Annotated in this window: 20 protein-coding genes and 1 pseudogene; 5 read left to right on the forward strand and 16 right to left on the reverse strand. The window is 73.5% G+C overall.

Annotated features, from left to right (window positions below):
• Positions 1 to 48: 48 nt before the first annotated feature.
• From ACFFJB_RS09805 to ACFFJB_RS09830, 6 genes are all read right to left on the reverse strand, one after another.
• The gene (locus ACFFJB_RS09805; protein ID WP_376831080.1) at positions 49 to 1,338 is read right to left on the reverse strand and encodes a 3-deoxy-D-manno-octulosonic acid transferase; all 1,290 of its coding nucleotides are present in this window, start codon (positions 1,336 to 1,338) and stop codon (positions 49 to 51) included.
• Positions 1,335 to 2,108, reverse strand: coding sequence for a lysophospholipid acyltransferase family protein (locus tag ACFFJB_RS09810; protein ID WP_376831082.1), 774 nt, complete (start codon positions 2,106 to 2,108; stop codon positions 1,335 to 1,337). Before ACFFJB_RS09810 ends, ACFFJB_RS09805 begins: the two co-directional genes overlap by 4 nt.
• Before the next feature lie 203 nt (positions 2,109 to 2,311).
• Positions 2,312 to 2,563: a DUF4170 domain-containing protein gene (locus ACFFJB_RS09815; protein ID WP_376831084.1), complete on the reverse strand. Its 252-nt coding sequence runs from the start codon at positions 2,561 to 2,563 to the stop codon at positions 2,312 to 2,314.
• A 153-nt stretch (positions 2,564 to 2,716) separates the two neighbouring features.
• Positions 2,717 to 3,499 (reverse strand): 3'(2'),5'-bisphosphate nucleotidase CysQ, encoded by a 783-nt coding sequence (locus ACFFJB_RS09820; RefSeq protein WP_376832631.1) that lies wholly within the window; start codon positions 3,497 to 3,499, stop codon positions 2,717 to 2,719.
• A gap of 214 nt (positions 3,500 to 3,713) precedes the next feature.
• Positions 3,714 to 4,655: a 4-hydroxybenzoate octaprenyltransferase gene (ubiA, locus tag ACFFJB_RS09825; protein WP_376831086.1), complete on the reverse strand. Its 942-nt coding sequence runs from the start codon at positions 4,653 to 4,655 to the stop codon at positions 3,714 to 3,716.
• 106 nt (positions 4,656 to 4,761) lie between these two features.
• Positions 4,762 to 5,247: a hypothetical protein gene (locus tag ACFFJB_RS09830; RefSeq protein ID WP_376831088.1), complete on the reverse strand. Its 486-nt coding sequence runs from the start codon at positions 5,245 to 5,247 to the stop codon at positions 4,762 to 4,764.
• 349 nt (positions 5,248 to 5,596) lie between these two features.
• On the opposite strand from ACFFJB_RS09830, the gene ACFFJB_RS09835 reads away from it, so the two are divergent.
• Together ACFFJB_RS09835 and ACFFJB_RS09840 are read left to right on the forward strand one after the other, a co-directional pair.
• Entirely contained in the window at positions 5,597 to 6,394 is a 798-nt protein-coding gene (locus ACFFJB_RS09835; RefSeq protein ID WP_376831090.1) for a 16S rRNA (uracil(1498)-N(3))-methyltransferase, read from the forward strand.
• A gap of 190 nt (positions 6,395 to 6,584) precedes the next feature.
• Positions 6,585 to 7,952 carry a glutamate--cysteine ligase gene (locus ACFFJB_RS09840; protein WP_376831092.1) on the forward strand — a complete coding sequence of 456 codons (1,368 nt, stop codon included), beginning with the start codon at positions 6,585 to 6,587 and terminating at the stop codon, positions 7,950 to 7,952.
• Between the two features lie 31 nt (positions 7,953 to 7,983).
• Here the strand turns inward: ACFFJB_RS09840 and ACFFJB_RS09845 are convergent, their stop codons facing one another.
• The 5 genes from ACFFJB_RS09845 to ACFFJB_RS09865 form a co-directional block, all read right to left on the reverse strand.
• Positions 7,984 to 8,436 (reverse strand): hypothetical protein, encoded by a 453-nt coding sequence (locus ACFFJB_RS09845; protein WP_376831094.1) that lies wholly within the window; start codon positions 8,434 to 8,436, stop codon positions 7,984 to 7,986.
• A 112-nt stretch (positions 8,437 to 8,548) separates the two neighbouring features.
• A complete protein-coding gene (locus tag ACFFJB_RS09850; RefSeq protein ID WP_376831096.1) occupies positions 8,549 to 9,358 on the reverse strand; it encodes a tyrosine-protein phosphatase in 810 nt (269 codons plus the stop codon).
• 292 nt (positions 9,359 to 9,650) lie between these two features.
• Complete coding sequence (locus ACFFJB_RS09855; protein ID WP_376831097.1) at positions 9,651 to 10,226, reverse strand: hypothetical protein; 576 nt, start codon at positions 10,224 to 10,226, stop codon at positions 9,651 to 9,653.
• Between the two features lie 554 nt (positions 10,227 to 10,780).
• Entirely contained in the window at positions 10,781 to 12,100 is a 1,320-nt protein-coding gene (locus ACFFJB_RS09860; RefSeq protein ID WP_376831099.1) for an ABC transporter ATP-binding protein, read from the reverse strand.
• A gap of 76 nt (positions 12,101 to 12,176) precedes the next feature.
• A complete protein-coding gene (locus tag ACFFJB_RS09865) occupies positions 12,177 to 13,901 on the reverse strand; it encodes an ABC transporter permease (protein ID WP_376831101.1) in 1,725 nt (574 codons plus the stop codon).
• A 259-nt stretch (positions 13,902 to 14,160) separates the two neighbouring features.
• Between ACFFJB_RS09865 and ACFFJB_RS09870 the strand changes: the two genes are divergently transcribed.
• The gene (locus tag ACFFJB_RS09870) at positions 14,161 to 15,435 is read left to right on the forward strand and encodes a hemolysin family protein (RefSeq protein WP_376831103.1); all 1,275 of its coding nucleotides are present in this window, start codon (positions 14,161 to 14,163) and stop codon (positions 15,433 to 15,435) included.
• Positions 15,436 to 15,680: 245 nt separating this feature from the next.
• Here ACFFJB_RS09870 and ACFFJB_RS09875 read toward each other — a convergent pair whose 3' ends face one another.
• A complete protein-coding gene (locus tag ACFFJB_RS09875) occupies positions 15,681 to 16,163 on the reverse strand; it encodes a nucleoside deaminase (protein ID WP_376831105.1) in 483 nt (160 codons plus the stop codon).
• Between the two features lie 298 nt (positions 16,164 to 16,461).
• On the opposite strand from ACFFJB_RS09875, the gene ACFFJB_RS09880 reads away from it, so the two are divergent.
• Together ACFFJB_RS09880 and rsmD are read left to right on the forward strand one after the other, a co-directional pair.
• Positions 16,462 to 17,895: a pseudouridine synthase gene (locus tag ACFFJB_RS09880; RefSeq protein ID WP_376831107.1), complete on the forward strand. Its 1,434-nt coding sequence runs from the start codon at positions 16,462 to 16,464 to the stop codon at positions 17,893 to 17,895.
• A 122-nt stretch (positions 17,896 to 18,017) separates the two neighbouring features.
• Positions 18,018 to 18,596, forward strand: coding sequence for a 16S rRNA (guanine(966)-N(2))-methyltransferase RsmD (gene rsmD, locus ACFFJB_RS09885; RefSeq protein WP_376831109.1), 579 nt, complete (start codon positions 18,018 to 18,020; stop codon positions 18,594 to 18,596).
• Positions 18,597 to 18,666: 70 nt separating this feature from the next.
• On the opposite strand, the pseudogene mutL reads toward rsmD, so the two are convergent.
• The 4 genes and pseudogenes from mutL to ACFFJB_RS09905 all read right to left on the reverse strand — a co-directional run bounded on the left by mutL (position 18,667) and on the right by ACFFJB_RS09905 (position 24,418).
• A pseudogene (gene mutL, locus ACFFJB_RS09890) lies at positions 18,667 to 20,574 on the reverse strand (DNA mismatch repair endonuclease MutL).
• A gap of 66 nt (positions 20,575 to 20,640) precedes the next feature.
• Positions 20,641 to 21,990, reverse strand: a complete 1,350-nt coding sequence (locus ACFFJB_RS09895; protein WP_376831111.1) for a M16 family metallopeptidase — start codon at positions 21,988 to 21,990, stop codon at positions 20,641 to 20,643.
• 102 nt (positions 21,991 to 22,092) lie between these two features.
• Positions 22,093 to 23,403 carry a M16 family metallopeptidase gene (locus tag ACFFJB_RS09900; RefSeq protein WP_376831112.1) on the reverse strand — a complete coding sequence of 437 codons (1,311 nt, stop codon included), beginning with the start codon at positions 23,401 to 23,403 and terminating at the stop codon, positions 22,093 to 22,095.
• 274 nt (positions 23,404 to 23,677) lie between these two features.
• The gene (locus ACFFJB_RS09905; RefSeq protein ID WP_376831114.1) at positions 23,678 to 24,418 is read right to left on the reverse strand and encodes a hypothetical protein; all 741 of its coding nucleotides are present in this window, start codon (positions 24,416 to 24,418) and stop codon (positions 23,678 to 23,680) included.
• Positions 24,419 to 24,554 lie beyond the last annotated feature (136 nt).

The following is a 24,554-nucleotide window of genomic DNA, read 5'->3' on the forward strand; positions in this document are numbered from 1 at the left end:
CCCCGCCGGCAGGGGCCCGGCCGCCCGGCGCGCGACCCGCGCCGCGACTCAGAGCCGCTCCAGCTCCATCTGCAGGATATAGGGCTCGATCGCCTGCAGGGTGCGCTCCAGCGCGCCGCCGTAACGTTCAACCACGCCGGCGGCGGCGCGGGTCATGCGCCGGGCGCGGGCCTGGTCCTCAAGCAGCGCGGCGACGGTTCCGGCCAGCTCGTCGGGGTCGGTCACCGGCGCGGCGCCGCCGGCGCCGTCGAAGGCGGCGTAAACGTCATTGAAATTGTGAACGTGCGGTCCGTGCACGATGGGCGTGCGCAGCTTGGCCGGCTCGATGGGATTGTGGCCGCCGTGCTCCACCAGCGAGCCGCCGATGAACGCCGCCTGGGCGAGCCGGAAATAGAGGCCAAGCTCGCCCATGACGTCGACGATGTAGATCTCGGTCGCCGAGCCTGGGGCGTAGCCGTCCGAGCGGCGCATCACCTCCAGCCCCTCGGCCTCGGCGATGCCGGCGATTTCGGCGGCCCGCTGGGGATGGCGCGGAGCGATGAAGGTGAGCAGGTCCGGCCAGCGCTGCTTCAGCACCATGTGGACATAGCAGGCGATCTCGTCCTCGCGCCCGTGGGTGCTGGCGGCGAGCCACACCGGCCGGCCGCTCACCTGGCCCTGCATCAGCGCCAGCGTCTCGGCGTCGGCCGGCGGGGCCGGCGCGTCGAACTTCAGGTTGCCGGCGATGGTGACGCGCGGCGCGCCCAGCCGCGCCAGACGCTCGGCGTCGGCGGGGGTCTGGGTGAGGGCCACGTCGATGCAGCCCAGCAGCGCCCGGGCCGTCTTCGGCGCCCGCCGCCAGCGCCGGAACGAGCGCTCCGACATGCGGCCGTTGACGAGGATCAGCGGCACGCCGCGCTCCTCCAGCGCCATGATCATGCCCGGCCACAGCTCCGATTCGGCCACCAGCGCCAGGTCCGGCCGCCAGTGGTCGAGGAAGCGGCGCAGATAGCGCGGCGCGTCCAGCGGCGCGTACTGGTGAATGGCCCCCGGCGGCAGCCGCTCCGCCAGCACCGTGGCGGAGGTGACGGTGCCGGAGGTGACCAGCACGGTGAAACTGCGCTGGGTGAGCCGCTCGATGATGGGCAGGATGGAGATGGTCTCGCCGACGCTGGCGCCGTGCAGCCAGGCGATCCGCCCCGGCGGACGCGGAATGGCGGCGACGCCGCGGCGCTCGGCGAGACGGGCGGGATCCTCCTTGCCCCGCCGGCGGCGAGCCGCCAGCACCAGAGGCAGGAACGGCTCGGCGAGACCCATGCCGGCGCGGTACAGCCTGAGCGAAACAGGCATCGGGCTCATGAGCGGCGCTCTCCGTGTTTGCGGACGGCCCCGGCCGCGCCCTGGTCGCGGGCGGCGGGAACGGCCGCGCCGGGATCCTGCGAACCGACGAGGGCGTAGGCGCGCGCGTGCACGTCGTCGAGGCCTTTCTGCACGGCGAGGCGCGCCTGCTCCAGCTGTTCGTCGCCGGCGTCGGCGGGCACGCTCACCGGCTCGCCGATGACGATGGCTCCGCGCCCGAACGGCAGGCCGATGGAGGCGTGATCCCAGCTGTTGAAATCGATGCGGCGGCTGCTGACCACCGCCACCGGGCAGATGGGCCGGCCGGACATGCGCGCGAGGGCGATGATGCCCGGCCCGCACACGCGCGACACCTTGGGCACGTCGGCGGTCATCACCACCATTTCGCCGCCGGCGAGGGCCCGGGCCATGCTGATGAGGGCGCGCGCGCCGCCCTTGTCGCGGATCTGGCTGCGCCGGCGCGCGCCGGAGCCGCGGATGGCGCGCACGCCCAGATGGCGCAGGGCGATGGCGTTGAACTCGCCGTCGCCGGAGCGCGACACCAGCGCCGCGGCGGGATCCTGCGGCCGGCGGGCGAAGGGCACCATGAAATGCTGCCCGTGCCACATGGCGACGATCACCGGCATCTGCGGACCAATGCGGTCATAGATGTCCGGCGGGTCCATCTGGAACCGGGTCGTCGCCTGGACCAGGCGCAGGTAGCGCGCCAGCAGGAAGCCAAGGGTTTCCTGCACCGCCCGCGACCGCCCGATGCGCTTGATGAATCCCATATGCTCCGAACCATCCGTCCCTGGCGGCCCGCCTGCGGCCCTGGCGCGGGACGCCCGCCGGGCAGGCAGATGCTCCAGATCACCGAGTGCGGCGTGAAAAGCAAGGGATATCGGCGAAATCCGCCGCAATCGCGGCGGATTAACGCTGTCGCGCGGCGCTGGTGGACAACGCCTTTCCGGCCCGCCGGCCGCGGGCCGCACCCTCAGCCGCGGCCGCCATGGTCCGGGTCGATCAGCCGGTGGATGTGGACGATGAAGTAGCGCATCAGCGCGTTGTCGACGGTGCTCTGGGCCCTGGCCTTCCAGGCGGCGTAGGCGCTGGCGTAGTTGGGGAAAATGCCGACGATGTCCAGCCTGTCGGGATCCCGGAACTCGACCCCGTCGAGATCGACGAGTTCGCCGCCGAACACCAGGTGAAGAAGCTGATTGGACGGTTTGGACGAAGCGTTTGTCATTTGAGCCCCTGTAATGGCCAGTCAGTCGCACGGCGGCTGCAGGCGCGCGCCGCCCCTCCCCGGAACATGGCGGGTCTCCTCCCCTGCTGGCCCGCCGCCGCGCGCCGCGCCGCCCCATGGGCGGCGTCCCGGCGCGGACTCGCGGGCGGCGCGTCAGGACCAGCCGTTGCGGCGCATCAGGTCCTGCACGCCCTGCAGCACTTCCGCGTGCAGCGACCGGCCGGCGGAAACCAGCGCGCCGTGCTGCGGGTCGTGCAGGTTATACGTCGGAAGGAAGCCGTCCAGTCCTGTCAACGCGCCTCCCGCCTCTTCTATGAGCAAATCGGCCGCAGCGATGTCCCAATCACGGGCATTTGCTGAAACAAGCGCCACATCGATGTCGCCCGCCGCCACCCGCGCCAGCCGCAGCGCCAGCGACGGCAGCTTGGGCGTCTTCACCAGGTCGCCCGTGTAGTTCTCCAGCTGGTCCACCATCGGGCCGGGGCCGGCGGCGCGGGCGCCGCGCGCCGTCTCCCGGCGGGAGGCGAAGGCCGGCTGGCCGTTGCGCTGCGCCCCGCGCCCGCGGATGGCGCTGTAATGTTCGCCCAGCGCCGGCGCGTGGACAACGCCGATCACCGGCCGCCCGCCCTGGACGAGGGCGATGGATATGGTCCAGTGGCTGTCGCCGCGGCAATAGGCGCGGGTGCCGTCGATGGGATCGACCACCCAGCACAGGTCGTGCTGCAGGCGCGTGAGGTCGTCGCGGGTCTCCTCGGAGAGCCAGCCGGCGGCGGGCAGCGCCCGGGTGAGGGTTTCCATCAGATAGGCGTCGACGGCCTCGTCGGCGTCCGAGACCGGCGAATTGCCCGCCTTGTAGCGCACGCGGGCGCTGGTGGGCCGGCCGGGAACGAAGGAGGCCATGGCGATCTCGCCGCCGGCGACCGCCGCCTGGCGCATCACCTCAAGCAGCGCCTCGGCTCCGGCCGGGTCGCCGGCAATATCGCTGGTTGTGCTGCGCTGGACGATGGCTCTGCCCCCCGGAAACTGGACGTGCGGCCCGCCAGGCCGGCCGGAGCCGGCGGCGGACGGTGATTATCCCGCGACCGCAGGCCCGGACGCAAGAACGACGCGCGGGCGCGGCCGGACGCGGCGCAGCGCCGGCGCCCGCCGTTCAGACGAGGCGCGTCGCCGCGTCGGCCAGCAGGCCGGCCAGCAGGATCAGCCCGGCGTCGCGGTTGGAGCGGAACAGCCTGAGCGCCCGCTCCGGCGCGGCCGGATCGATTCCCCGCGTCTGCCACGCCAGATGCCCGGCGAATCCGGCGAGACCAAGGAAGCCCGCCACGCCGGCGCCGGCGCCGTACAGGGCGATGGCGAACAGGACCACGACGGCGGCGTAGAGCAGCCCGACCGCAAGGCGCACGCGGCGCCCGAACAGCCGCGCCGAGGAGCGGATGCCAACGAGCTCGTCGTCCTCCAGATCCTGGATGGCGTAGATGGTGTCGTAGCCGATGGTCCACAGCACCGCGCCGAGGTAGAGCGCGATGGCGGGACCGGCGAGCGCGCCACAGGCGGCCGCCCAGCCCATCAGCGCGCCATAGGCGAAGGCGAGGCCCAGCACCGCCTGCGGCATGTCGGTGACGCGCTTCATGAACGGATAGACCGCCACCGGCGCCAGCGACAGCAGTCCCAGCACGATGGCGAAGCGGTTGAAGCACAGCAGAACCGCAAGGCCGACCAGGCACTGCGCCGCCAGCGACAGGAACGCCTGGAAAACGGTGATCTGCCCTGAAGGCAGCGGCCGCATGCGGGTGCGGGCGACGCGGGCGTCCAGTTCGCGGTCGGCGATGTCGTTCCAGGTGGAGCCGGCGCCGCGCATGGCCACGGCTCCGATGAAAAACAGCGCCATGTGCAGCGGATCCGGCCAGGGGCGCCCCTGGGCGATGGCGGCCAGCGTCGCCGACCACCAGCACGGCAGCAGCAGCAGCCACCAGCCCACCGGCCGGTCGATACGCGCCATTTTCAGGTAGGGCCGGCTCCAGGCCGGCGCCAGCCGGTCGACCCAGTTGTTGCGGTCGGCGTCAGGTAGTCTCAGCGCGTCGCTGACATCGTTCATGCCCAGCCCCCTGTGCAGCCTGCGGTCCGCCCCGGGGCCACGCCGGCCGCGGCGTCCGCCGCCGTCGGCCGCGCCGGGACCAGCAGCGCCCTTCCGGAGCGCGCCGTCAGAGCGCGCCGGAGGGGATGCGGCGCTGGCCGGTGAGGCCCGGGCCGCCGAGAAGGCCGCCGCCCTGGGCGCCTTCGGCGCGGGCGCGCTTCTCCATTTCAGTGATCTGGGCGGCCACCTTGCAGGCCTGGGCGCGGATCTCGCCGGCCTTCTTGTGGTCCTGCTCGAGGCCCTGGGCGAAACTGTCCGGTATCTGGCACCATGCCCGGTTGGACTCAACCCACCTGATGGTCTCGGCGCCGTTGGCCACCAGCTTGCCGAAGGCCGCGCAGGCGGCGCGCGGGTCCATCTTTTTCTTGCCGCCGCCGCTGAGTTTCTGGATGGCGTCCACGGCGGCCTTGCGCTGCAGCAGCAGGGTCTGCAGTTTTTCGCAGCCAGGAGGCAGGGTCTGCGCCAGCGCTGGCGACGCGGCCAGCGCTCCCGCGCCCGCAACTCCCGCCACAAGCGCGGCTACAAGCGACATACGCCGAACTGGCACTTTCATACGTTTCCCCGTCTGTGTCCTGGCGGGCCGCCCGGCGCCAGGCCGGCGGCCTGACATGCCGGAGCCGGCCGGCGCGACGCCCCGGCCGCGCGTGTCCGCGTTCCACCGCGCAGGCCGCCGCAGACCCCGCGATCGCGGCGTTGTCGCAGGTTTCGCAGGCCCGCGGCAAGTCCGTGCGCGGAGTATCGGTCACAAATGTGTCCCTGACGGGACGCAGGCCGGGCCTGACACTGGTAGCGCCTTTCGCCCGGATTGATCAATATGCGTCATCCGGCGGCGCGGCCGCCCTCCGGCCGGGCGCGACGGCCGGCCCGCGCCGCCCCGCACGCACGCATCGCAGGAAACCGCCTTGAACGCCACAGACGCCTCCAACGCCCGCAACCGGGACCGCCGCGCGCCGCGCCTGTTCGTCGCCCAGCCGCTGGTCCGCGACGGCCGGCCCGCGCCGGCGCTGACGCTTGAGCCGCAGCAGTCCCACTATCTGGCCAACGTGCTGCGCCTGCAGGAGGGCGCGCGGGTGCTGCTGTTCAACGGCGTCGACGGAGAATGGAGCGCCAGCGTCTCCGCGCTGCGCCGCGGCGCGGTGACCGTGACGCCGCAGGAGCAGACCCGCCCCCAGAGCCGCGGCCCGGACCTGCACTACCTGTTCGCGCCGCTCAAGCACGCCCGCCTCGACTACATGGCGCAGAAGGCGACGGAGATGGGCGCAAGCCGCCTCGTTCCGGTGATCACCGAACGCACCGAAGCGCGGCGGGTCAATCTCGACCGCATGCTGGCCAACGCCATCGAGGCGGCCGAACAGTGCGGGCTGCTGGCCGTTCCGGAAATCGCCGCCGGGGAACGTCTGCCGGCGGCGCTGGCGCGGCTGGAGCCTGAGCGCGTCCTGATTTTCTGCGACGAGGAGGCGCCGGCGGGCAATCCGCTGGAGACGCTGGCGGCCATTCCGCGCGGGACGCCGCTGGCGGTGCTGGTCGGGCCGGAGGGCGGCTTCACCGACGCGGAGCGGCGGCTGCTGGCCGGCATGCCGAAGGCGGCGCGCATCTCGCTGGGGCCGCGCATCCTGCGCGCCGACACGGCGGCGGTGGCGGCGCTGGCGGTGACGCAGGCGGCCGCCGGCGACTGGACCGGCGCGCCGGCGCAGCGCTGATCCACGCCGGCCGGCGCAGCTTTTTTCGCCCGTGGCCGCCGCCCGGCGACGCCGGAGATTGCCGGGGCCCGTCCGGGCCCTTATGAAATCAGGGCGCGCGGCGAACCGGAGCCACCGGCCCGCCGTACGCCGCCGCGGCGGAGAACCGTTGCGGCGCAGGGCCACCAGCGACATTTCCGGAAAGAAACACATGGCGCGCGACGTCTCCGATTCCACGCCAATCGGTTCCCCTGACGAGCTGGTCGGCTGGCTGGAATCCGGCTGTCGCCCGGCCAGCGACTGGCGCTTGGGCACGGAGCACGAGAAAATCCCCTTCTACGCCGCCGACAACAGCCCGGCGCCCTATGAGGGACCGAAGGGTATCCGCGCCCTGCTGGAGGGGCTCGCCGCGCGCACCGGCTGGTCGCCGATCATGGAGGGCGACCATCCCATCGGCCTTTACGGCGAGGACGGCGGCGCCATCTCGCTGGAGCCTGGCGGCCAGTTCGAGCTCTCCGGCGCGCCGCTGCCCACCCTGCACGACACCGCCGCCGAGCTGGACGCCCATCTCGCCGACGTGAAGGCGGTGGCCGAACCGCTGGGCATGAAGTTCCTGCATCTCGGCATGAGCCCGCTGTGGACGCGCGCGCAGACGCCGGTGATGCCCAAGCAGCGCTACGACATCATGCGCCGCTACATGCCGAAGGTGGGCGCGCTCGGCCTCGACATGATGTTCCGCACCGCCACGGTGCAGGTGAACCTCGATTTCAGCAGCGAAGCCGACATGGTGAAGAAGCTGCGCGTGTCGCTGGCGCTGCAGCCGGTGGCCACGGCGCTGTTCGCCAATTCGCCCTTCACCGAGGGCGCGCCCAACGGCTTCCTCTCCATGCGCTCGCACATATGGCGCGACACCGATCCGGACCGCACCGGCATGCTGGCCTTCGCCTTCGAGGACGGCATGGGCTTCCAGCGCTATGTCGACTACGCCCTCGACGTGCCGATGTATTTCGTGAAGCGCGGCGACGCGTACGTCGACGTCGCCGGGGCGTCGTTCCGCGACCTGCTGGCGGGCCGCCTCGCCCAGCTGCCGGGCGAGACCGCCTCGGTCGCCGACTGGGCCAACCACCTCTCCACCATTTTCCCGGAAGTGCGGCTGAAGCGCTTCCTCGAAATGCGCGGCGCCGACGTGGGCGACCGCGACATGATCATCGCCCTTTCCGCCTTCTGGACCGGCCTGCTGTATGATTCCGCGGCCCTGGACGGCGCGTGGGACATCGTGCGCGAGTGGACGGCGCAGGAGCGCCAGCAGCTGCGCGACGACGTTCCGCGCGAAGGCTTCGCCGCCCGCATCCGCGGCCGCAGCGCCCGCGAACTGGCGGCCGAAACCCTGAAACTGTCCGAACAGGGGCTGGCCCGCCGCGCCCGCCGCAACGCCGCCGGCGAGGACGAGCGCATCTACCTCGCGCCGCTGCAGCAGATGGTGGCGGAGGGGCGCAACAACGCCGAAAAGCTGCTGGAGCGGTTCCACGGCCCGTGGGGCGGCTCGGTGCTGCCGGCGTTCCGCGAGTGCGCGTTCTGAGGCGGGGCCGGCGCCGGCCCCGCGCGCGGCGTCAGGGAATCACGTAGCCGGCCTCGGCGCACATGCGCCGCACCACCGCCAGGGCTTCGTCGTCGGTGGCCACCAGAGCCAGCTCGCCGGAGCGGATCTGCCCGCGCGCCGTGCGCACCGCGGCGAGGAACGGCTGGAAGCCGAGATAGACGCCCTCGCCGTTTCTGGCGTTGAGATAGCCGCAGTACTGTCCCCTGCCCTTGCCGAAGGTCCGGGTGTCGAGCGGCGGCCAGCGCCACTGCACCGAGGACGGATCATTGAGGCCGGGCGACAGCGTTTTCGCCAGCGCCGCCTGCTCGGCGGGCAGCAGCGGCCGCGTCGGGGTTTCGGAGACGACGCTGTCGTCCACCTCGAACACGTCCTCGGCGTCCTGCATGAAGGCCATGGCGGCGATGCCCGCCACGAACAGCGCGGTCGCCGCGCCCATCACGATTTTCTTCCCCGTCAGCGCCATGCCCGTCGCCGCCCCTCACGCCCTGTCGCGCCGGAAGGGCGACGCCCTTCCCGGCCTGTCCCTGCGATAGCCGCGCCGGCGTGCGCCGGCAAGGGCCCGCGCGGCGCGCCGCTCACGCGGTGTAGCGGGCGATGATGGCGTCGCGGTCGGCGCTGGTGACGCCAAGACGGGTGAGATAGCCGTCCACCGAGCCGTAGCGCTCCTTCGCCGAATCGAAGGCGATCTCCAGGTGATGGCCGGCCACGCCGAGGAAGGCGTGCACCGCCTCGTCCGGCACCGGCCGGCCCAGCGCCCCGGAGAGACGCTTCTGCACCTCGGCCCGGCGCGCCCCGGTCATGGTGAGCTCGTTGGTGAGCAGGTAGTCGGCGATGATGTCGTCGCGGTGCACGCCGAGCACCGTGTGGACCAGGGCGACCAGCAGGCCGGTGCGGTCCTTGCCGGCGGCGCAGTGCACCAGCGCCGCCCCGTCGGTCTGCGGCAGCGCCTTGAGGGCGCGGGCGAACAGGTCCATGTGGCGCTCCTCGTGCAGCGCCTTGCGGTAATAGCCCTGCAGATATTCCTCGATGGCGGCCGGGGTGACGTCGGTGCGGCGCAGGAAGGTGAGATGCGGCGTCTCAGCCTCGTCGCCGATGTCGTTCTCGATCACCTGGCCGCGCCAGTTGGGCGGCCGGCGCGAGGGCTGGGTGCGGCGCTCGGTGGGCCGGCGCAGGTCCACCACCAGCGCGAGATTGAGCCGGGCCATCAGCGCAAGGTCGGCGTCGGTGGCCTCGTGCTGGTGGGCGGCGCGAAACAGCCGGCCGGTGACCACACGGCCGCCGGCCGCGGTGGCGTAACCGCCGAAGTCCCGGAAATTGATGATCGCCTCGCAGGGAAGCACCCGGCTCCAGCCGGTGTCCTGCGCCTGAACGCCCTCGTATTTCATCGTCCGTCGTTTCCTGCCCGCGCCGCCCGCCCCGGGCCCTGTCACGCCCGCCGGCCGCGCGGGCCGGCCCCCGGAGTTCTACATGCCCGGCGCGGAGCGGCCAAGACGCAGCGGCCCGCGCCCGGCGCCCGCCGGCGCCGCCGCGCATGCGGCGGCCGCATGACGGGGCCGCAGGCGGCGCCGGCGCGCACGTCCGCGCGCAACCAGCGCGCAAACGGATATGGGGCGGCGTCCGGCCCGCCGGAGACCGCCCCGTTCACCGCCGCAGGAACTGCGGCGCAGGCCGGACGCGTCAGCCCTTCAGGCGACGGTTGCACTCGCTGTAATAGCCGCCGCCCTTCTGGATCCACTTCATCCCGCCGTTGGCGTTGGTCGCCTTGTTGGCGTTGTACTGGTCCAGGCATGTCTTCATGCGCTGCCGGGCGGGCTTTTCACTGGCGTATTTCGGCGAGACCGCGGTGGGGAACACGGGCCCGCCGGCGCGGACCGGCGCGGTCTGCGAGCGGGCCGCCGGCGCGGCGGCGGGCGCAGGAGCCGGAGCCGCAGGCGCAGCGGCGGCGGGCGCAGGAGCCTGAGCCGCGGGCGCGGCGGTCGCGACGGCGTCGGCGCAGCGGGTCTTGCGGAATTCGTTCCACGTCATGCCGCCGAGCGTGCCGGCGCTTTGCGCCGCCTTGTAGCGGGCGCTGCACTCATGCATGGACAGCGCCATGGCCGGCGAGACGGCGAACCACGCCGCGGCCAGCGCCGCGCCGGCGGCGAGGCCGGCGAGCAGCAGCGTCCGGCGCCGGTCCGGCGGCGTCGCGGCGATGGCGCGCGCGGCGCGCCGGCGGGCGTCTGACAGGGCGACTTCGTTACGTGCATACGTCATCAGTCAGGTCTCCTGTTCCCGTTCGGGTCATCACCGGGTCCAGCCGCCATGGGCTGCGGCGGCGTTCCCGTTCGCGGACGCCGCCGGGACGGACCGCAGGGGCCGCCGGCTGGCGCATTCCGCTCCGGAGCGACCTCCCGCAACGTTTCTCCCCGATATTAGAACCTTCAGGCCGCCCTTTGGCGAGCGGTTTCTCGCGCAACCACCGGCGTGCGGGCGGCGGCGGCCGCGGCGACGTCCGCACGCCCTCCGGCTCCGGCGGCCGCAACGGCGGCGCACGAAAAAGGGGACGGTTCGCGCTGGCGGGATGCCCGCCGGCGCGATCGCCCCCCCTGTGACGTCAGCCTCGGCAGCGGGAGCCGCCGGCCCCGGGCGTGCTCCCTTCGCGCACCGTCGCCCCGGGGGCCTCCGCGCGCCATGGCGCCTGACGCCCCCCGGAACCGCCATCAAAAGATGACGTAAAAATTACTTGCGCGTGATATTATTGTCAACACTGCAAAAAGCAAAGTCCGCGCCCGCCGGCGAACCGCCATGCAAGAAAGCGGCGTTTTCCTTTATTCGCCTTCGTCGAGACTGAAGAGCTCGGTCTGTTCGTCATAGGTGAACAGCTCGGCGTAGCGCCCCCAGGCAATGGCGGTGTTGAGCGTCTGCTCGGCGTAACTTTCCGACATCGCCCCTTCCAGGCGCTCGCGGAAGCGGGCGGCGGGGGCGCGGTGGCCGGGGCGCTGCTCCAGCTCCTCGACGATGCCGCGCACCAGCGGCACGTGGCGCATCAGCTGTTCGGCGAACAGCTCCTTGCGCGCGTCGGTCTCCATTTCGGCGAAGGCGAAGCCGGCGTCGGTGAGGTGCAGGTCGCCGTCGCGCATGTCGGCGAAGCCCAGCAGCTGCAGCGCCTCGCCCAGCTGCACCATTTCGTCGGCCTCCAGCTGGTGGTCCCGGGCCAGCTCGGGCAGGTCGGCGCGGCCGTTCCAGGGCTCGTCGGCCAGCGCCTCCATCAGGCCGGCCATGATGTTGGTGGAGACCGGCTGCAGGGCGAGCGTCATGTCCGCCGCCACGTCGGCGCCGGCGCGGCTGCGGCGGGTCATGCGGGCGTAGACGTCATCCACCACCTTGTGGAAGCGCGGATCCTGCCGGTTGCGCGGATGCGGCAGGGTGATGCGCACCTGGGCCGCCACCCGGCCGGGGTTGGAGGAGAACACGAGGATGCGGTCGCACAGCAGCACCGCCTCCTCGATGTTGTGGGTGACGATCAGCGCCGCGCCGATGGGCAGGCGCTCGTCCATCCACAGGTCGATGAGGTCGGTGCGCAGCGTCTCGGCGGTAAGCACGTCCAGGGCCGAGAACGGCTCGTCCATCAGCAGCACGTCCGGGTGCATCACCAGGGCGCGGGCGAAGCCGACGCGCTGGCGCATGCCGCCGGAGAGCTCGCGCGGATAGGCGTTCTCGAAGCCGTCCAGGCCAATGAGGTCGATGGCCTGCAGCGCCCGGCGGCGGCGCTCGGGCGTGTCCAGCCCCAGCGCCTCGAGGCCGAGCTCCACGTTCTCCTGCACCGTGAGCCAGGGGAACAGAGCGAAACTCTGGAACACCATGGAGACCCCGCGCGGCGGCCCCTCCACCGGCTCGCCGCGGAACAGCACCTCGCCCGAGGTGGGCGCCAGGAGGCCGGCGGCGATGCGCAGCAGCGTGGACTTGCCCGAGCCCGACCGGCCGAGCAGGCCGATGATCTCGCCCTGGCGCACCTCAAGGTTGACGCCGTCGAGCACGGTCAGCGCCTCGCCGCTCGCCTTGGCGAAATCACGCCGGACGTTGCGCACCTCCAGCAGGACCGGCCTGCCGTTCCGCTCCGCCTGCCGACCGGGGCTTTCGCGCGTCATGCGATCTTCTCCGCCTGTCCGCGCCCGGAGGCGCGGTTCCGCCTGGGGCCGGCGCCGGCGGCGCCGCCCCGTTCCGTCATAGCCTGAAGCGCCGCTCGCACCAGTCGCGCAGCGGCAGCCACACCGCCCGGTTCAGCGCCAGCACGAACAGCGACATCACCGTGACGCCCAGCGTCACCCGGGCCATGTCGCCGGCCGCGGAGGCGACGGCGATGTAGGCGCCGAGACCGCTGGCCGACAGGGTGACGTCGCCCCACTGCGCCACCTCGGCGACGATGCTGGCGTTCCAGGCGCCGCCCGCCGCGGTCATCGCCCCGGTGACATAATAGGGAGCGACCGCCGGCAGGATCAGCCGGCGCCAGCGCAGCAGCCCGGCGAGGCGCAGGCTGCGCCCGGCCTCGCGCAGGTCGCCGGGGATGGCCGTGGCCCCGCCGATGACGTTGAACAGGATGTACCACTGCGCGCCCAGCGCCATCAGCGCCGTGAGCCAGATATTGGGGTCGCCGTTCAGGCGCACGATCGCCGCCACCACCAGCGGAAACAGCAGGTTGGCAGGGAACGCCGCCGCGAACTGCACCAGCGGCTGGATGCGCGCCGCCAGCCGCGGCCGCATGCCGATCCACACCCCCACCGGCGTCCACACCAGGCTGGCCAGCACGACGGTCGCCGCCACGCGCAGGAAGGTGATGAAGCCAAGGCGCAGCGCCTCGATGAAGTCCTCCGGCCCGAGGGCGGCGCGCACGTAAACGGCCACGTGCCAGCAGGAGCCGGCGACGCAGGCCAGCAGCAGCGCGCCCCAGGCGACGTCCGCGGCGCGGGCGAGCCAGGGCGGCGTCCGCCGCCGGCGCCGGCGCGGCGGACCGAAATCCAGCCGCAGCTGGCCGAGCCGGCGCAGCCCCTGGCTCACCGGCGCCACCAGCGCCCGCAGCGCGCGCGTGCGCCGGAACAGCGCCAGCAGCCACGCCTCCGGCGCCGGGCTGTCGTCGACGTCGCCGCTCATGCGGAACTTGTGGGACCAGGCCAGCAGCGGCCGAAACAGCGCCTGGTCATAGACCAGCACCACCACCGCCATGGTGAGGGCGGCGTAGCCCACCGCCCTCAGGTCGCGGGCGTCGATGGCCATGGCGAGATAGGAGCCCACGCCCGGCAGCAGGATGTGCTGGTCGCCGACGGTGAGCGCCTCCGAGGCGACGATGAAGAACCAGCCGCCTGACATGGACATCATCATGTTCCACACCAGCGCCGGCATGGAGAACGGGGCGGTGAGCCGCCAGAAGAACTGCCAGCGGGAGAGCTGCAGGGAGCGCGCCGCCTCCTCAAGATCGCGCGGGGTCGCCCGCGCCGCGTGCAGGAAACCGAGCGCCATGTTCCAGGCCTGGCTGGTGAAGATGGCGAAGATGGCGGCGATCTCCGCTCCCGCGACCTGGCCGGGAAACAGCCCGAGGAAAAAGGCGACGGTGAAGGTGAGGAAGCCCAGCACCGGCACCGACTGCAGGATGTCCACCGCCGGCTCCAGCAGCTGCGCCGCGCGCCGGCTGCGCAGGCACAGCGCGCCGAAGGCGAAGGTGAAGGCCAGCGAGGCGACCATGGCCGCCAGCATGCGCAGCGTGGTGCGCAGGGCGTAATAGGGCAGATGGGCGGGATCCGTGCTCACCGGCGGCGAGCGCAGCGCCTCCAGCGGGGCGTTGATGTCGCGCGCGCCCGCGGCGATCGCCGCCATCAGCGCCACGACCAGCGCGAACGCAGCCACGTCCCAGACGTTGGGGAGCCAGCGGCGCCCCTGTGGCGGTGACACGATCATCAGGCGGGAACCTGCGTTGACATCTGCGCGGCTGGCGCCGGCGCGCCGGCCGCTTCCGGAACGGGACCGGCCGCCCGCGCCGGACGCCAGCCTGGCGTCCAGCATAATGCAGCCGCGACGGCCTTTACCACAGCCCGCGGCCGGAAGGCGCCCGCAAGCGCACATGCGCCGGATATGGCGACGGCGTTGATCTGGCCGCCGGCAACACGCATGCTGCCCTGCGGCGGGGAAACAGGCGGCCGGACGGCCGGAGGCGACGGTGCTGGAAATAGTGGTGGTGCTCCTGCTGACCGTCCTCAACGGGCTGTTCGCGCTGTCCGAACTGGCCATCGTGTCGGCGCGGCCGGCGCGGCTGCGGGCCATGGCGGAGCGGGGCGCGCGCGGCGCGCAGACGGCGCTCGCCCTGTCCGGCGCCCCCGGCCGCTTCCTGCCGACGGTGCAGGTCGGCATCACGCTCATCGGCATTCTGGCGGGCGCGGTTTCAGGCGCGGCCCTGGGCGAGCGGCTGTCGGCGCTGCTGGCGGAGGCGGGGCTGCCGCCGCGCCTCGCCGGTTCGCTGGGCTATGGCGCGGTGGTGACGCTCATCACCGTGCTGTCGGTGATCATCGGCGAGCTGGTTCCGAAGCAGCTGGCGCTGCGCGATCCGGAGCGGCTGGCCTGCCTGACGGCGCCGCCGCTGGCGGCGCTGTCGCGGCTGGCGGCGCCGCTGGTGTGGCTGCTGGACGCCGGCACCCGGGCGGCGATGCGGCTGCTGGGCGCGCGCGGCGACGCCGGGCCGGACATCAGCGACGCGGAAATCCGCGACATCGTGCGGGAGGCGCGCCGCGCCGGGGTGATCGCCGCCGAGGAGCAGCAGATGATCGGCGGCGTGCTGCGTCTTGGCGACCGCACCGCCCGGGGCGTGATGACGCCCCGCCTCGACGTGGAGAGCATCGACGTGGCCACGCCGGCGCGGGAGGCCATCGCCCGCATCGCCGCCAGCGTCCACTCGCGCTTTCCGGTGACGGACGGGCAGCCGGACAATGTCATCGGCGTGCTGGCGGCGCGCGACCTGCTGCGCGCGGCCCAGCGGGGCGAGGAGCCGGACCTGCGCGACCTGCTGCGCCCGGCGCCGGTGGTTCCGGACACGGTCAGCGCCCTGGACGTCATCCGCACGCTGCAGCACGCGGCCACGCCCATGGCGCTGGTTCACGACGAGTACGGCCACTTTGAGGGCGTCGTCACGCCGGCGGACGTGCTGGAGGCCATCGCGGGCGCCTTTGACGCGGGCGAGGAGGACGAGGCGGAGGAGGCGGTGCGCCGCGCCGACGGCTCCTGGCTGCTCTCCGGCGCCATGCATGTGGACGAGATGGCGGAGCTGTTGCGCATCGACCTGCCGGAGGAGCGGGACTATGACACGGTGGCGGGGCTGGTGATCGACGTCATGCGCCGCCTGCCGCAGCCCGGCGACAGCGTGGAGCTGGCCGGCTGGCGCTTCGAGGTGATGGACATGGACGGGCTGCGCGTGGACAAGGTGCTGGCGAGCCGCGCGTGAGGCCGGCTGCAGGGGCGCCGGCGCAGCAGGCGCACCATGGCCGGCAGCCCCGTCGCCGGGTCATGACCGGCGAATATGGCGCGCGCCCCCGTCGCCGGGCCCGCGCGCCGGATGTCGCCGCCCCCCGCCGGGCGCGAAACCCGGCCCGCCGGACCTGACGCACGAAACCTGGGGCGCGGAGCCCTGGCGCGCGCAACCCGCGGCCGGCGGCCGGGCGACGCGCTCCGCCCGCGCCGCAGCCCCCCTCAGCGCCGCCCGGCGAAAAACGCGCGCAGCAGCGCCGCCGCCTCTGATTCGGCGAGGCCGCCGTAAACCTCCGGCGCATGGTGGCAGGTGGGGGAAGCGTAGAACCGCACGCCATTGTCCACCGCCCCGCCCTTGGAATCGGCGGCGCCGTAATACAGCCGGCGTATGCGCGCGAAGGAGATGGCCGCGGCGCACATCGCGCACGGCTCCAGCGTCACGTAGAGGTCGCAGTCCAGCAGCCGCTCGTTGCCCAGAACCTGCGCCGCCTGGCGGATGGCCAGCATTTCGGCGTGGGCGGACGGGTCTTTCAGCTCCCGCGGCCGGTTGCCGGCGCGGGCGATGATTTCGCCGCGACGCACGATCACCGCCCCCACCGGAATTTCGCCGCGGTCGCCGGCGGCGCGCGCCTCCGCCAGCGCCGCCTCCATCATCGAGGCGCCGGCGCGGCGTTGGGGCGCATTGTCAGTATCGTTCCACCGCATGGTTGTCCTCGCCTGACGGCCTGTCCTCTGCTATCACGCCGCGATGACGGACAAAACGGACGACAGGCGCCCCTCCCGCCCCGGACGCGGCGGCGACGGGCATGGCGGCGACGCAAGCCGCAGGAAGAACGCGCGTGGCGCCGCCGCACGCGGCGCGTCCGCGCGCAACGCCAGGGCCGCCCCCGCGAAAGGCAGGCCGGGCAAGCCGGCCGGAGCGAAAGCGCCGGCGGCGAAAGCGGCGCGGCCCGCGCGCCCCGGGCGCGACCGGCCGCGCGCGAAAACCGCGAAAACCCAGCCGGTGGCGCGGCCGGACGGCCGCGAGCGCATCGCCCGGGTGATGGCCCGCGCCGGCGTGGCCTCCCGCCGCGAGGCCGAGCAGATGATCCTCGACGGGCGCGTCAGCGTGAACGGCGAGAAAATCCTCTCCCCGGCGCTCAACGTCGGCCCGGCGGACCGCATTTTCATCGACGGCGAGCCCCTGCCGCAGCGCGAGCGCACCCGGCTGTGGCTGTATCACAAGCCCGCCGGCCTGGTGACCACCCGCTCCGACCCGGAAGGGCGGCCGACGGTGTTCGAATACCTGCCGGAAGGCCTGCCCCACGTCATTTCCATCGGCCGCCTCGACATCAACACCGAGGGCCTGCTGCTGCTCACCAATGACGGCGGCCTCGCCCGGGTGCTGGCCCATCCGGAAACCGGCTGGCTGCGCCGCTACCGGGTGCGCGCCTTCGGCTCGGTGACCCAGGACGCGCTCGACGCGCTGGCGGACGGCGTCACCATCGACGGCGTGCGTTACGGGCCGGTGCAGGCGGCCATCCAGCGCCAGCAGGGCCACAACATGTGGCTCATGGTGGGCCTGCGCGAAGGCAAGAACCGCGAGGTCAAACGCATTCTGGAACACCTCGGCCTCCGGGTTAACCGGCTGATCCGCATTTCCTTCGGCCCGTTCCAGCTCGGCGAGCTGCCCGAGGGGCACGCCGAGGAGGTGCGGCTGTCGGTGCTGCGCGACCAGCTGGGCGAGGAGCTCGCCCGCCGCGCCGGCGCCGATTTCGAATCGCCGCTGCGCGACGGCGACGCCGCCGGCGGCCGCCTGGCGCCGGCGCAGCCGCTGCGCCTGCCGCGCCGCAGGCCGCAGGAGGACGAGAACGTCGATCCCGCCTTCGACGCCGGCGTGGAGGAGGAGTTCCGCGAGGCGCTGAAGGGCAAGGCGTGGAAGCTTCCCGTCGCGCGGGAGGCGCGCGGCGCGGCCGGTGACGGCTGGTTCGCGCCCGGCGCCGCGGCGCCCCGCGCGCCCCGGCCGACGCCAGACCCGTGGCGCCCCGGCGAGAACGATCCGCCGCCGCCGAAGCCGGTGGGCTCGCGCGTCGGGCTGAAGCGCAGCACCTGGCGCGACGCCGAAACCGAAGCCGCCCGCGCCGCCGCGGGATCGCGCAAGCCGCGCCGCGGCGCCGATCCGGCGGCCGCCCGCGCTGAAGCCGCCCGCCGCGCCCATGTGCGCGCCGGCGTGGTCACCAGCCCGGAGGGGCGGCGCGTGCTGGTGGAGAAGGTGGCGCCGGAGCCGCGCCCGGCCGTGATCCGGCCGGCGCCCGCCGCGAAGCCGCCCGCCCGGGGCGGCGCGCTGAAGGCCGCGCCCGGCCGCCTGCCCAGGGGGGCCAATACGGCCGCCGGCGCGCCCCGCGGCAAGAACGCGCGCCCCGGCAAGCCCGCGGGCAAGCCGCGCGGCCGCCGCTAGCCGCGCGCCGCCGGTCCGGCCCGCGCCTGCGCGCCGCCGCGCCCCCGCCGGGCGCGGACGGCGGCGCGGCCGCCGCCAACCGTCACGACATCTGCTGGCCATTGCTGGATGGAGCGCTGCTGATGCGGATCATCGCCGGCAAATTCCGGGGACGCCCCCTCGCCTCGCCCAGAACCAACGCGGTGCGCCCCACCTCCGACCGCCTGCGCGAGGCGGTGTTCAACGTGCTCGCCCACGCCTATGACGATCCGGTTCCGGGGGCGCGCGTGCTCGACCTGTTCGCCGGCACCGGCGCGCTGGGCATCGAGGCCCTCTCCCGCGGCGCCGCCTGGGCGCTGTTCGTCGATGAATCGGCGGAGGCGCGCGGGCTGATCCGCGCCAACATGGACGCCCTCGGCCTCGGCGGCTGCAGCCGGCTGTTCCGGCGCGACGCCACGCGGCTCGGCCAGATCAGCGGCATGGCGCCGTTTTCGCTGGCGTTCTGCGATCCGCCCTATGGCCGCGGCCTGGCCGGGCAGGCGCTGGCCAGCGCACGCGCCGGCGGCTGGCTGCAGGAGCAGGCGCTGGTGGTGGTGGAGGAGGCGACCGGCGCCGCCTTCGCCTGGCCGGAAGGCTTCCGCGAATACGAGCGGCGGACCTACGGCGAGACCACGGTGTATTTCGGCGCCATGACGCAGGGAGACGGCGGCGCGGACGCCTGACGGACGGCCCCGCCGCGGCGGGCGGCGCGTCAGGCCCCGCCCGCCGGGTCCGGCCTCACGGCGCGCCGTCTCAGCGGCGCCCGAACAGCTTTTCAATATCGGAGAGCTTCAGCTCGATGGAGGTCGGCCGGCCGTGGTTGCACTGGCCGGATAGCGGCGTCGCCTCCATTTCACGCAGCAGAGCGTTCATTTCCTCCGGCCGCAGGCGGCGGCCGGCGCGGATCGAGCCGTGGCAGGCCATGGTGGCCAGCACGTGGTCGATCTTCTCCTCCAGCGCGCCGGGGTGATCCCATTCGGCGAGGGCGTCGGCCACGTCGCGCACCAGCCGGCGCAGGTCGCAATTGCCGAGCAGGGCCGGCGTCTCGCGCACGCACAGCGCCCCGGGGCCGAAACTCTCCACCACGAGGCCCAGCTTCTCCAGCTGCGCGGCCGCGGCGAGCACCCGGTCGGCGTCCACCGGATCCAGCTCGACGATCTCCGGCGCCAGCAGCAGCTGCCGCGCCACGCCCTGCCCCTTGCGCTGGGCCTTGAGCCGCTCATAGACCAGCCGCTCGTGGGCGGCGTGCTGGTCGACGATGACGATGCCGTCCGTAGTCTGGGCGATGATGTAGGTCCCGTGAATCTGGGCGCGGGCGGCGCCGAGCGGACGGGCCTGGCGGGCGGCGTCCTCGTCCAGCGCCGCCTGCAGCGCCGGACCTTCGGCGTCGCCGCCCGGCATGGCCGCGCGCGCGTCGGCGGAGGGCGCGACCAGTCCGGCGAATTCCTGCTGGCGCGGCTCAGGTGCCTCGGCGAAGGCGCCTGCGGCCGGGGCGGCGGGCGCCAGCGGCGCCTGCCAGCCGGACGGCGGCGGCGCGTGGCGCGGCCGGGCCAGACGCCAGCGGCTGTCCTAGGCGGAAGGCGCGCGCGCGGGCGCCGCGCCCGCCTCGCCGCGCGCCGCCTGCAGCGCCGCCAGGGCGCGCGAGGCGCCGGTGGTGGCTGAGCGGCTGCCGGCGCGGTGCAGCGCCTCCTTCAGCGCGCCGACGACGAGGCCGCGCACCAGGCCGGGATCGCGAAAGCGCACCTCGGTCTTGGCCGGATGCACGTTGACGTCCACATGGCGCGGACCGCAGCGCACCATCAGCGCCAGCGCCGGATGGCGCCCGGCGGGCAGCACGTCCATGTAGGCGGCGCGCACAGCGCCCTGGAACAGCCGGTCGCGCACCGGCCGGCCGTTGACCATGACGTGGATGTGCGCCGGGCTGCCGCGGTGCCAGGTGGGCAGGCCCGCGTAGCCGGCGAGGCTCACGCCCTCGCGTTCGGCGTCGATCGCGATGGAGTTGGGGGCGAAATCCGGTCCCAGCAGGCGCGCAAGGCGCGCCAGCAGGGCGTCGTCGCCGGTCTCGCGCGGCAGGTTGATGGGGCTGAGGTGGTCGCCGGCGAGGACGAAGGCCACCTCCGGATGGGCCATGGCGAGGCGCTTGACCACGTCGGCCACGGCCTGAGCCTCGGCGCGATCGGTTTTCAGGAACTTGAGCCGGGCCGGCGTGGCCATGAACAGGTCGGCGATCTCCACCCGCGTGCCCGGCACGCCCGAGGCGGGCCGCACCGGCCCCTTGCGGCCGCTCTCCACGGTGATCCGGCTGGCGGCGGCGGCGTCGCGCGTGCGGGTGGTGATGGTGAGGCGCGAGACGGCGCCGATGGACGGCAGGGCCTCGCCGCGGAAGCCGAGGGTGGCGATGGCGAACAGGTCGCCGTCCGGGATCTTGGAGGTGGCGTGGCGCTCCACCGCCAGCTCCAGGTCTTCCGGCGTCATGCCGCAGCCATCGTCCGTGACGCGGATCAGGCGGCGTCCGCCCGCCTCCACCACCACCTCGATGGCCGTGGCCCCGGCGTCAAGGGCGTTCTCCACCAGCTCCTTGACCGCGGAGGCCGGCCGCTCCACCACCTCGCCCGCCGCAATCTGGTCCACCAGCACCGGATCGAGCCGCCGCACCGCCATCGCCGCCTCCCTTGCGCGCCCCATCGCCCGGCGCGCCGCCGTCTCCGCAGGGGCCGCGCGCCGCCTTCAGGCCGTCGCCGGCCGTTCCGCCAGACCTTCCGGACGCCCCACCGCCACCACCAGCAGCCGCGCAGGATCAAGGAAACGGGCGGCGGCCCGGCGCACGTCCTCCAGCGTCACAGCCGCCACCAGGGCGTTGCGCCGGTCGATATAGCCGGAGTCGAGCCCGTCCAGCGAGAGCTGCAGCAGCTGGCCGGCGATCTTCGAGGAGGTGTCGAAATGCAGCGCGTAGGAGCCGATCAGAAACTGTTTGGCCAGCCGCACCTCCTCTTCCGTCGGCCCTTCGGCGCCCATGCGGGCGATCTCGCCGGCGATCACCGCCACCGATTCGGCCACGCGGGCGTTCTGGGTGGCGACGCCGCCGAAGAACATCGCCGAATGGCGCATGGGATACAGGCCGCTGGAGACGCCATAGGCGAGGCCGCGCTTCTCGCGCACCTCGCGGAACAGCCGCGAGGAGAATACGCCGCCGCCGAGGATGTGGTTCGCGACATAGGCCGCCATGTAGTCGGGGTCGAGCCGCGCCAGGCCCGGCGCGCCGAAGCGCACCACCGTCTGCGGCGTGTCCAGGTCGATGACGCGCACCGCCCCTGGCGCGCCCACCGTCACCTGCGGCGTCCCGACGAGGTCGGCGGCCTGCGGCAGGTCGCCGAACACGACGTCCAGCAGGGCGGCGAGGCCGGCGGCGTCGATGGCGCCCACCGCCGCCACATGCAGGTTGCTGCGGGCCAGCACGCCGGCGCGATAGGCCGAAAGGTCGTCGCGGGTGATGGCGGCGACGCTGTCCGGATCGCCGCGGGCGGGGCGGCCGTAGGGATGGTCGCCGAAGGCCATGGCGTTGAAGGCGCGCATGGCCATCACTTCCGGATTGGACGCGTCATGGCGCAGGCCGGCGATGATCTGGCCGCGCACGCGCTCGATGGCGTCGGCGTCGAGCCGGGCCTCGGCGAGGGCGAGGCGCAGCAGCTCCGCCGCCTTCGGCAGGTTGGCGGCGAGGGTCTTCAGAGAGCCGCGGAAAGCGTCGCGGTCGGCGCTGAAGCGCAGCTCGACGGCGTAGTCGGCCAGCTGCTCCTGGAAGGCGTCGGAGTCATAGGGGCCGGCGCCCTCGTCCAGCAGGCCGGAGAGCATGTTGGCGACGCCGGGGCGACGGGCCGGATCCTGCGACGAGCCGCCGACGAAGGCGAACTCCAGCGCCAGCAGGGGCACGGCGTGCTCCTCCACCAGCCAGGCGCGCACGCCGCCGGGCGAGACCACCTCCTGGACGTGGGCGGGCGACCGGCGGGCCTCAGGCACCGCGGCGCGCTGCGGATCGGAATGGCCTGCCCCGGCGGCAGGCGCTGCGTCATGGTCAGTCATGGGGCTCCCGTCAGACGTGGGGCCGGCGCGTCGCAGCGCCGGCGCCACATTCCCTGGCGAATGTTCCGGAGCGTCGCGCGGGCGCGACGGCGAACGGCGCGGTCACGCCGGCTCCAGCCGGCCGGTGACGGCGGCGCGGGCGTCGAGCCACCGGCGGGCGGCGTCCATCACCTCCTGCGGCGTCACGGCGGCGATGCGGGCCGGCCAGGCGCGCACGTCCTCGATCGTCTCGCCGATGGCCAGCGCCGAGCCGAAGACGCGCGCCAGCGTCGCCTGGCTGTCGCGGGCGTAGGTCATGTCCGCCACCAGCCGGGTGACGGCGCGGCGGAAATCCGCCTCGCTGACGCCCTTCGCCAGGAAATCGGCGATCGCCGCGTCAAGCATCTGCTCCATGTCGTCGAGGCTGACGCCCGCGGCGGGCGTGACGTAGAAGCCGAAGCGGGTCATGTCCACGGCCGAGCCGAAATACCAGGCGCCGGCCGAGACCGCCTTCCCCTGCTCCAGCACCAGGCGGCGGTAGAGCACGGAGGTGGGGCCGCCGCCGAGCAGCTCGGCCAGCACGTCGAGGGCGCAGGCCAGCTGCGCGCCGCCGGTGAGCGCGGACGGCGCCAGATACAGCCGGCGCAGCAGCGGCTGTTCGACGCGCGCGTCGGCGACGGTGACGCGACGCGCCGCCTGGGGCGGCGGCTCCTGCACCCGGCGCCGCTGCGGCCGCGGCGCGGCGGGGATGACGCCATAATGCTCCGCGGCGAGGGCGTTCGCCTCCTCCGGCTCCACGTCGCCCGCCACCACGAGGATGGCGTTGGAGGGGGTGTAGAAGCGCTGGTAGTAGCTGAAGGCGTCGTCGCGGGTCAGGCCCTCGATCTCGTGCATCCAGCCGATGATGGGCGTGCCGTAGGGATGGTGGGTGAACAGCGCCGCGTCCATGGCCTCGGCCAGGCGCTGCTCGGGATCGGAGTCGGTGCGCATGCGCCGCTCCTCGATCACCACCTCGCGCTCGGGGCCGACCACCGCCTCGTCGAAGGCGAGATTGTGCATGCGGTCGGCCTCGAAATGCATCATCCGGCCGAGATGCTCCTTCGCCACCCGCTGGAAATAGGCGGTGTAATCATAGGAGGTGAAGGCGTTCTCCTGGCCGCCGATGGCGGCGACGACGTCGGAGAACTCGCCCTCCGGATGCAGCCGCGTGCCCTTGAACATCAGGTGCTCAAGGAAGTGGGCGATGCCCGACTTGCCGGGCGGATCGTCAGCCGAACCGTTGCGATACCACACCATGTGGGTGACCACCGGCGCCCGGCGGTCGGGAATGACCACGACGTCGAGGCCATTGTCCAGCGTGCTGGCGTAAACCGCGGGCCCCTCGCCGGCGGCCGCCGGCGCGCCTTCAATGCGGAGCGCTGCTCCACTGCTCATGGAATCTCCTGACTGGCCGGCCTGACCGCAGGCCGGCCCCTGTGATGTCCGCGCCGCCGTCGCGCGCCGGCGACGCGGCGACTGCCCTTTCAGGCAGAACATAGCGATCGCCCGGCCGCTTTCAAACCGCCGCAGGCCTCCAGGCGGCGGGCGATCCCCGCTCCGCGGTCCCGGCGGACGGCCGGCCCTGAACGCGCCTTGCCCGGCGCTCCGCGGGGCGCCGGGCAAGGCGGAAACTCGCTGCTGGCGGTTCGCCCCCGCGGGGGCGGGCGCGTCAGTCTTCCTGGCGCTGCAGGAAATCGCGCTCGGGCGCGTTGTCCCGCTTGATGGGAAGCGGCGCGGTGGGCGTGGCGCGCAGCGGCGCGCCGGCGGCCGGCTTGCGATAGCCGCCTGGCGGCTCCACCAGGCTGCGGCGCTCGGGCTCGTAACCGGGATCCAGCTTCCTGCCGTCGCCGCTGGAGGCGGTGGCCCGCAGCTTGTCGGGATCGACCCAGGTGGCCTCACGGCCGTCGCCGAGCACCTTGCGCGGCTCGCTGTTCTCGGCCGAGTGGCGCGGCTTGCGCGAGATCCGCTCCAGCTCGTAGACGCTCAGGCGGGCGCCCTCGCGCACCTGGTTGTCGCTGGGGAACGGCACCGGCTTCTGGCGCTCGGCCGCCTCGCGGCGGCGGCGCTGCAGGTCGGCGTCGTCCGGCCACTGCCCGGCGCGCCTGGCCGCCGGCTGGCGCGGCGGCGGCAGGTTTTTCAGCGAGGCGGGCGGCAGCGCCAGCGGCGGGCGCTCGTGATAGCTGATGGGCTCGCGGTCTTCATCGATCACGCCGAGCTTGCCGAGCAGGTTCTTGGCCAGCTCGCCCTCCTCCGCGCGCGCCGGCGCGGCGGCCAGCGTCACGGCGAGGCTGGCGGCGGCGGCAAGCGCCAGGGCGAGAACGCCGCGCGCGGCGGGGACGGCGGCTGCGACGGCGACGCGCGCCGCGCCCTGACGGCCAGAATGGGGAGACATGAAATGCCTGGGCGCCATGCTTGCTGTTCCCTCTCGGCGTCCGGCGTCCTGCCTTGCGCCAAACTGTGTGACCTTGTGCGTCCCCGTCGCCGGGCTGTCCCGTCGCCGGACGGGCCCGACTTTAGCCGGGCCGCCAGCGCGGCGCCACCCCCTG

This window comes from Camelimonas abortus, from assembly GCF_042432745.1.
GTDB lineage: Bacteria > Pseudomonadota > Alphaproteobacteria > Rhizobiales > Beijerinckiaceae > Camelimonas > Camelimonas abortus.

Excerpts from the sequence above, each read along its gene's own strand:
- ACFFJB_RS09820 (WP_376832631.1), bottom strand. The coding sequence starts at position 3,499 with ATGCGCCAGGCGGCGGTCGCCGGCGGCGAGATCGCCATGGCCTCCTTC.
- ACFFJB_RS09845 (WP_376831094.1), bottom strand. The coding sequence starts at position 8,436 with ATGGCGCTGACGGGGAAGAAAATCGTGATGGGCGCGGCGACCGCGCTG.
- ACFFJB_RS09875 (WP_376831105.1), bottom strand. The coding sequence starts at position 16,163 with ATGCGGTGGAACGATACTGACAATGCGCCCCAACGCCGCGCCGGCGCC.
- ACFFJB_RS09815 (WP_376831084.1), bottom strand. The coding sequence starts at position 2,563 with ATGACAAACGCTTCGTCCAAACCGTCCAATCAGCTTCTTCACCTGGTG.
- ACFFJB_RS09900 (WP_376831112.1), bottom strand. The coding sequence starts at position 23,403 with ATGAGCAGTGGAGCAGCGCTCCGCATTGAAGGCGCGCCGGCGGCCGCC.
- ubiA (WP_376831086.1), bottom strand. The coding sequence starts at position 4,655 with ATGAACGATGTCAGCGACGCGCTGAGACTACCTGACGCCGACCGCAAC.
- ACFFJB_RS09865 (WP_376831101.1), bottom strand. The coding sequence starts at position 13,901 with ATGATCGTGTCACCGCCACAGGGGCGCCGCTGGCTCCCCAACGTCTGG.
- ACFFJB_RS09850 (WP_376831096.1), bottom strand. The coding sequence starts at position 9,358 with ATGAAATACGAGGGCGTTCAGGCGCAGGACACCGGCTGGAGCCGGGTG.
- ACFFJB_RS09895 (WP_376831111.1), bottom strand. The coding sequence starts at position 21,990 with ATGACTGACCATGACGCAGCGCCTGCCGCCGGGGCAGGCCATTCCGAT.
- ACFFJB_RS09810 (WP_376831082.1), bottom strand. The coding sequence starts at position 2,108 with ATGGGATTCATCAAGCGCATCGGGCGGTCGCGGGCGGTGCAGGAAACC.
- ACFFJB_RS09840 (WP_376831092.1), top strand. The coding sequence starts at position 6,585 with ATGGCGCGCGACGTCTCCGATTCCACGCCAATCGGTTCCCCTGACGAG.
- ACFFJB_RS09860 (WP_376831099.1), bottom strand. The coding sequence starts at position 12,100 with ATGACGCGCGAAAGCCCCGGTCGGCAGGCGGAGCGGAACGGCAGGCCG.
- rsmD (WP_376831109.1), top strand. The coding sequence starts at position 18,018 with ATGCGGATCATCGCCGGCAAATTCCGGGGACGCCCCCTCGCCTCGCCC.
- ACFFJB_RS09830 (WP_376831088.1), bottom strand. The coding sequence starts at position 5,247 with ATGAAAGTGCCAGTTCGGCGTATGTCGCTTGTAGCCGCGCTTGTGGCG.
- ACFFJB_RS09855 (WP_376831097.1), bottom strand. The coding sequence starts at position 10,226 with ATGACGTATGCACGTAACGAAGTCGCCCTGTCAGACGCCCGCCGGCGC.
- ACFFJB_RS09905 (WP_376831114.1), bottom strand. The coding sequence starts at position 24,418 with ATGGCGCCCAGGCATTTCATGTCTCCCCATTCTGGCCGTCAGGGCGCG.
- ACFFJB_RS09805 (WP_376831080.1), bottom strand. The coding sequence starts at position 1,338 with ATGAGCCCGATGCCTGTTTCGCTCAGGCTGTACCGCGCCGGCATGGGT.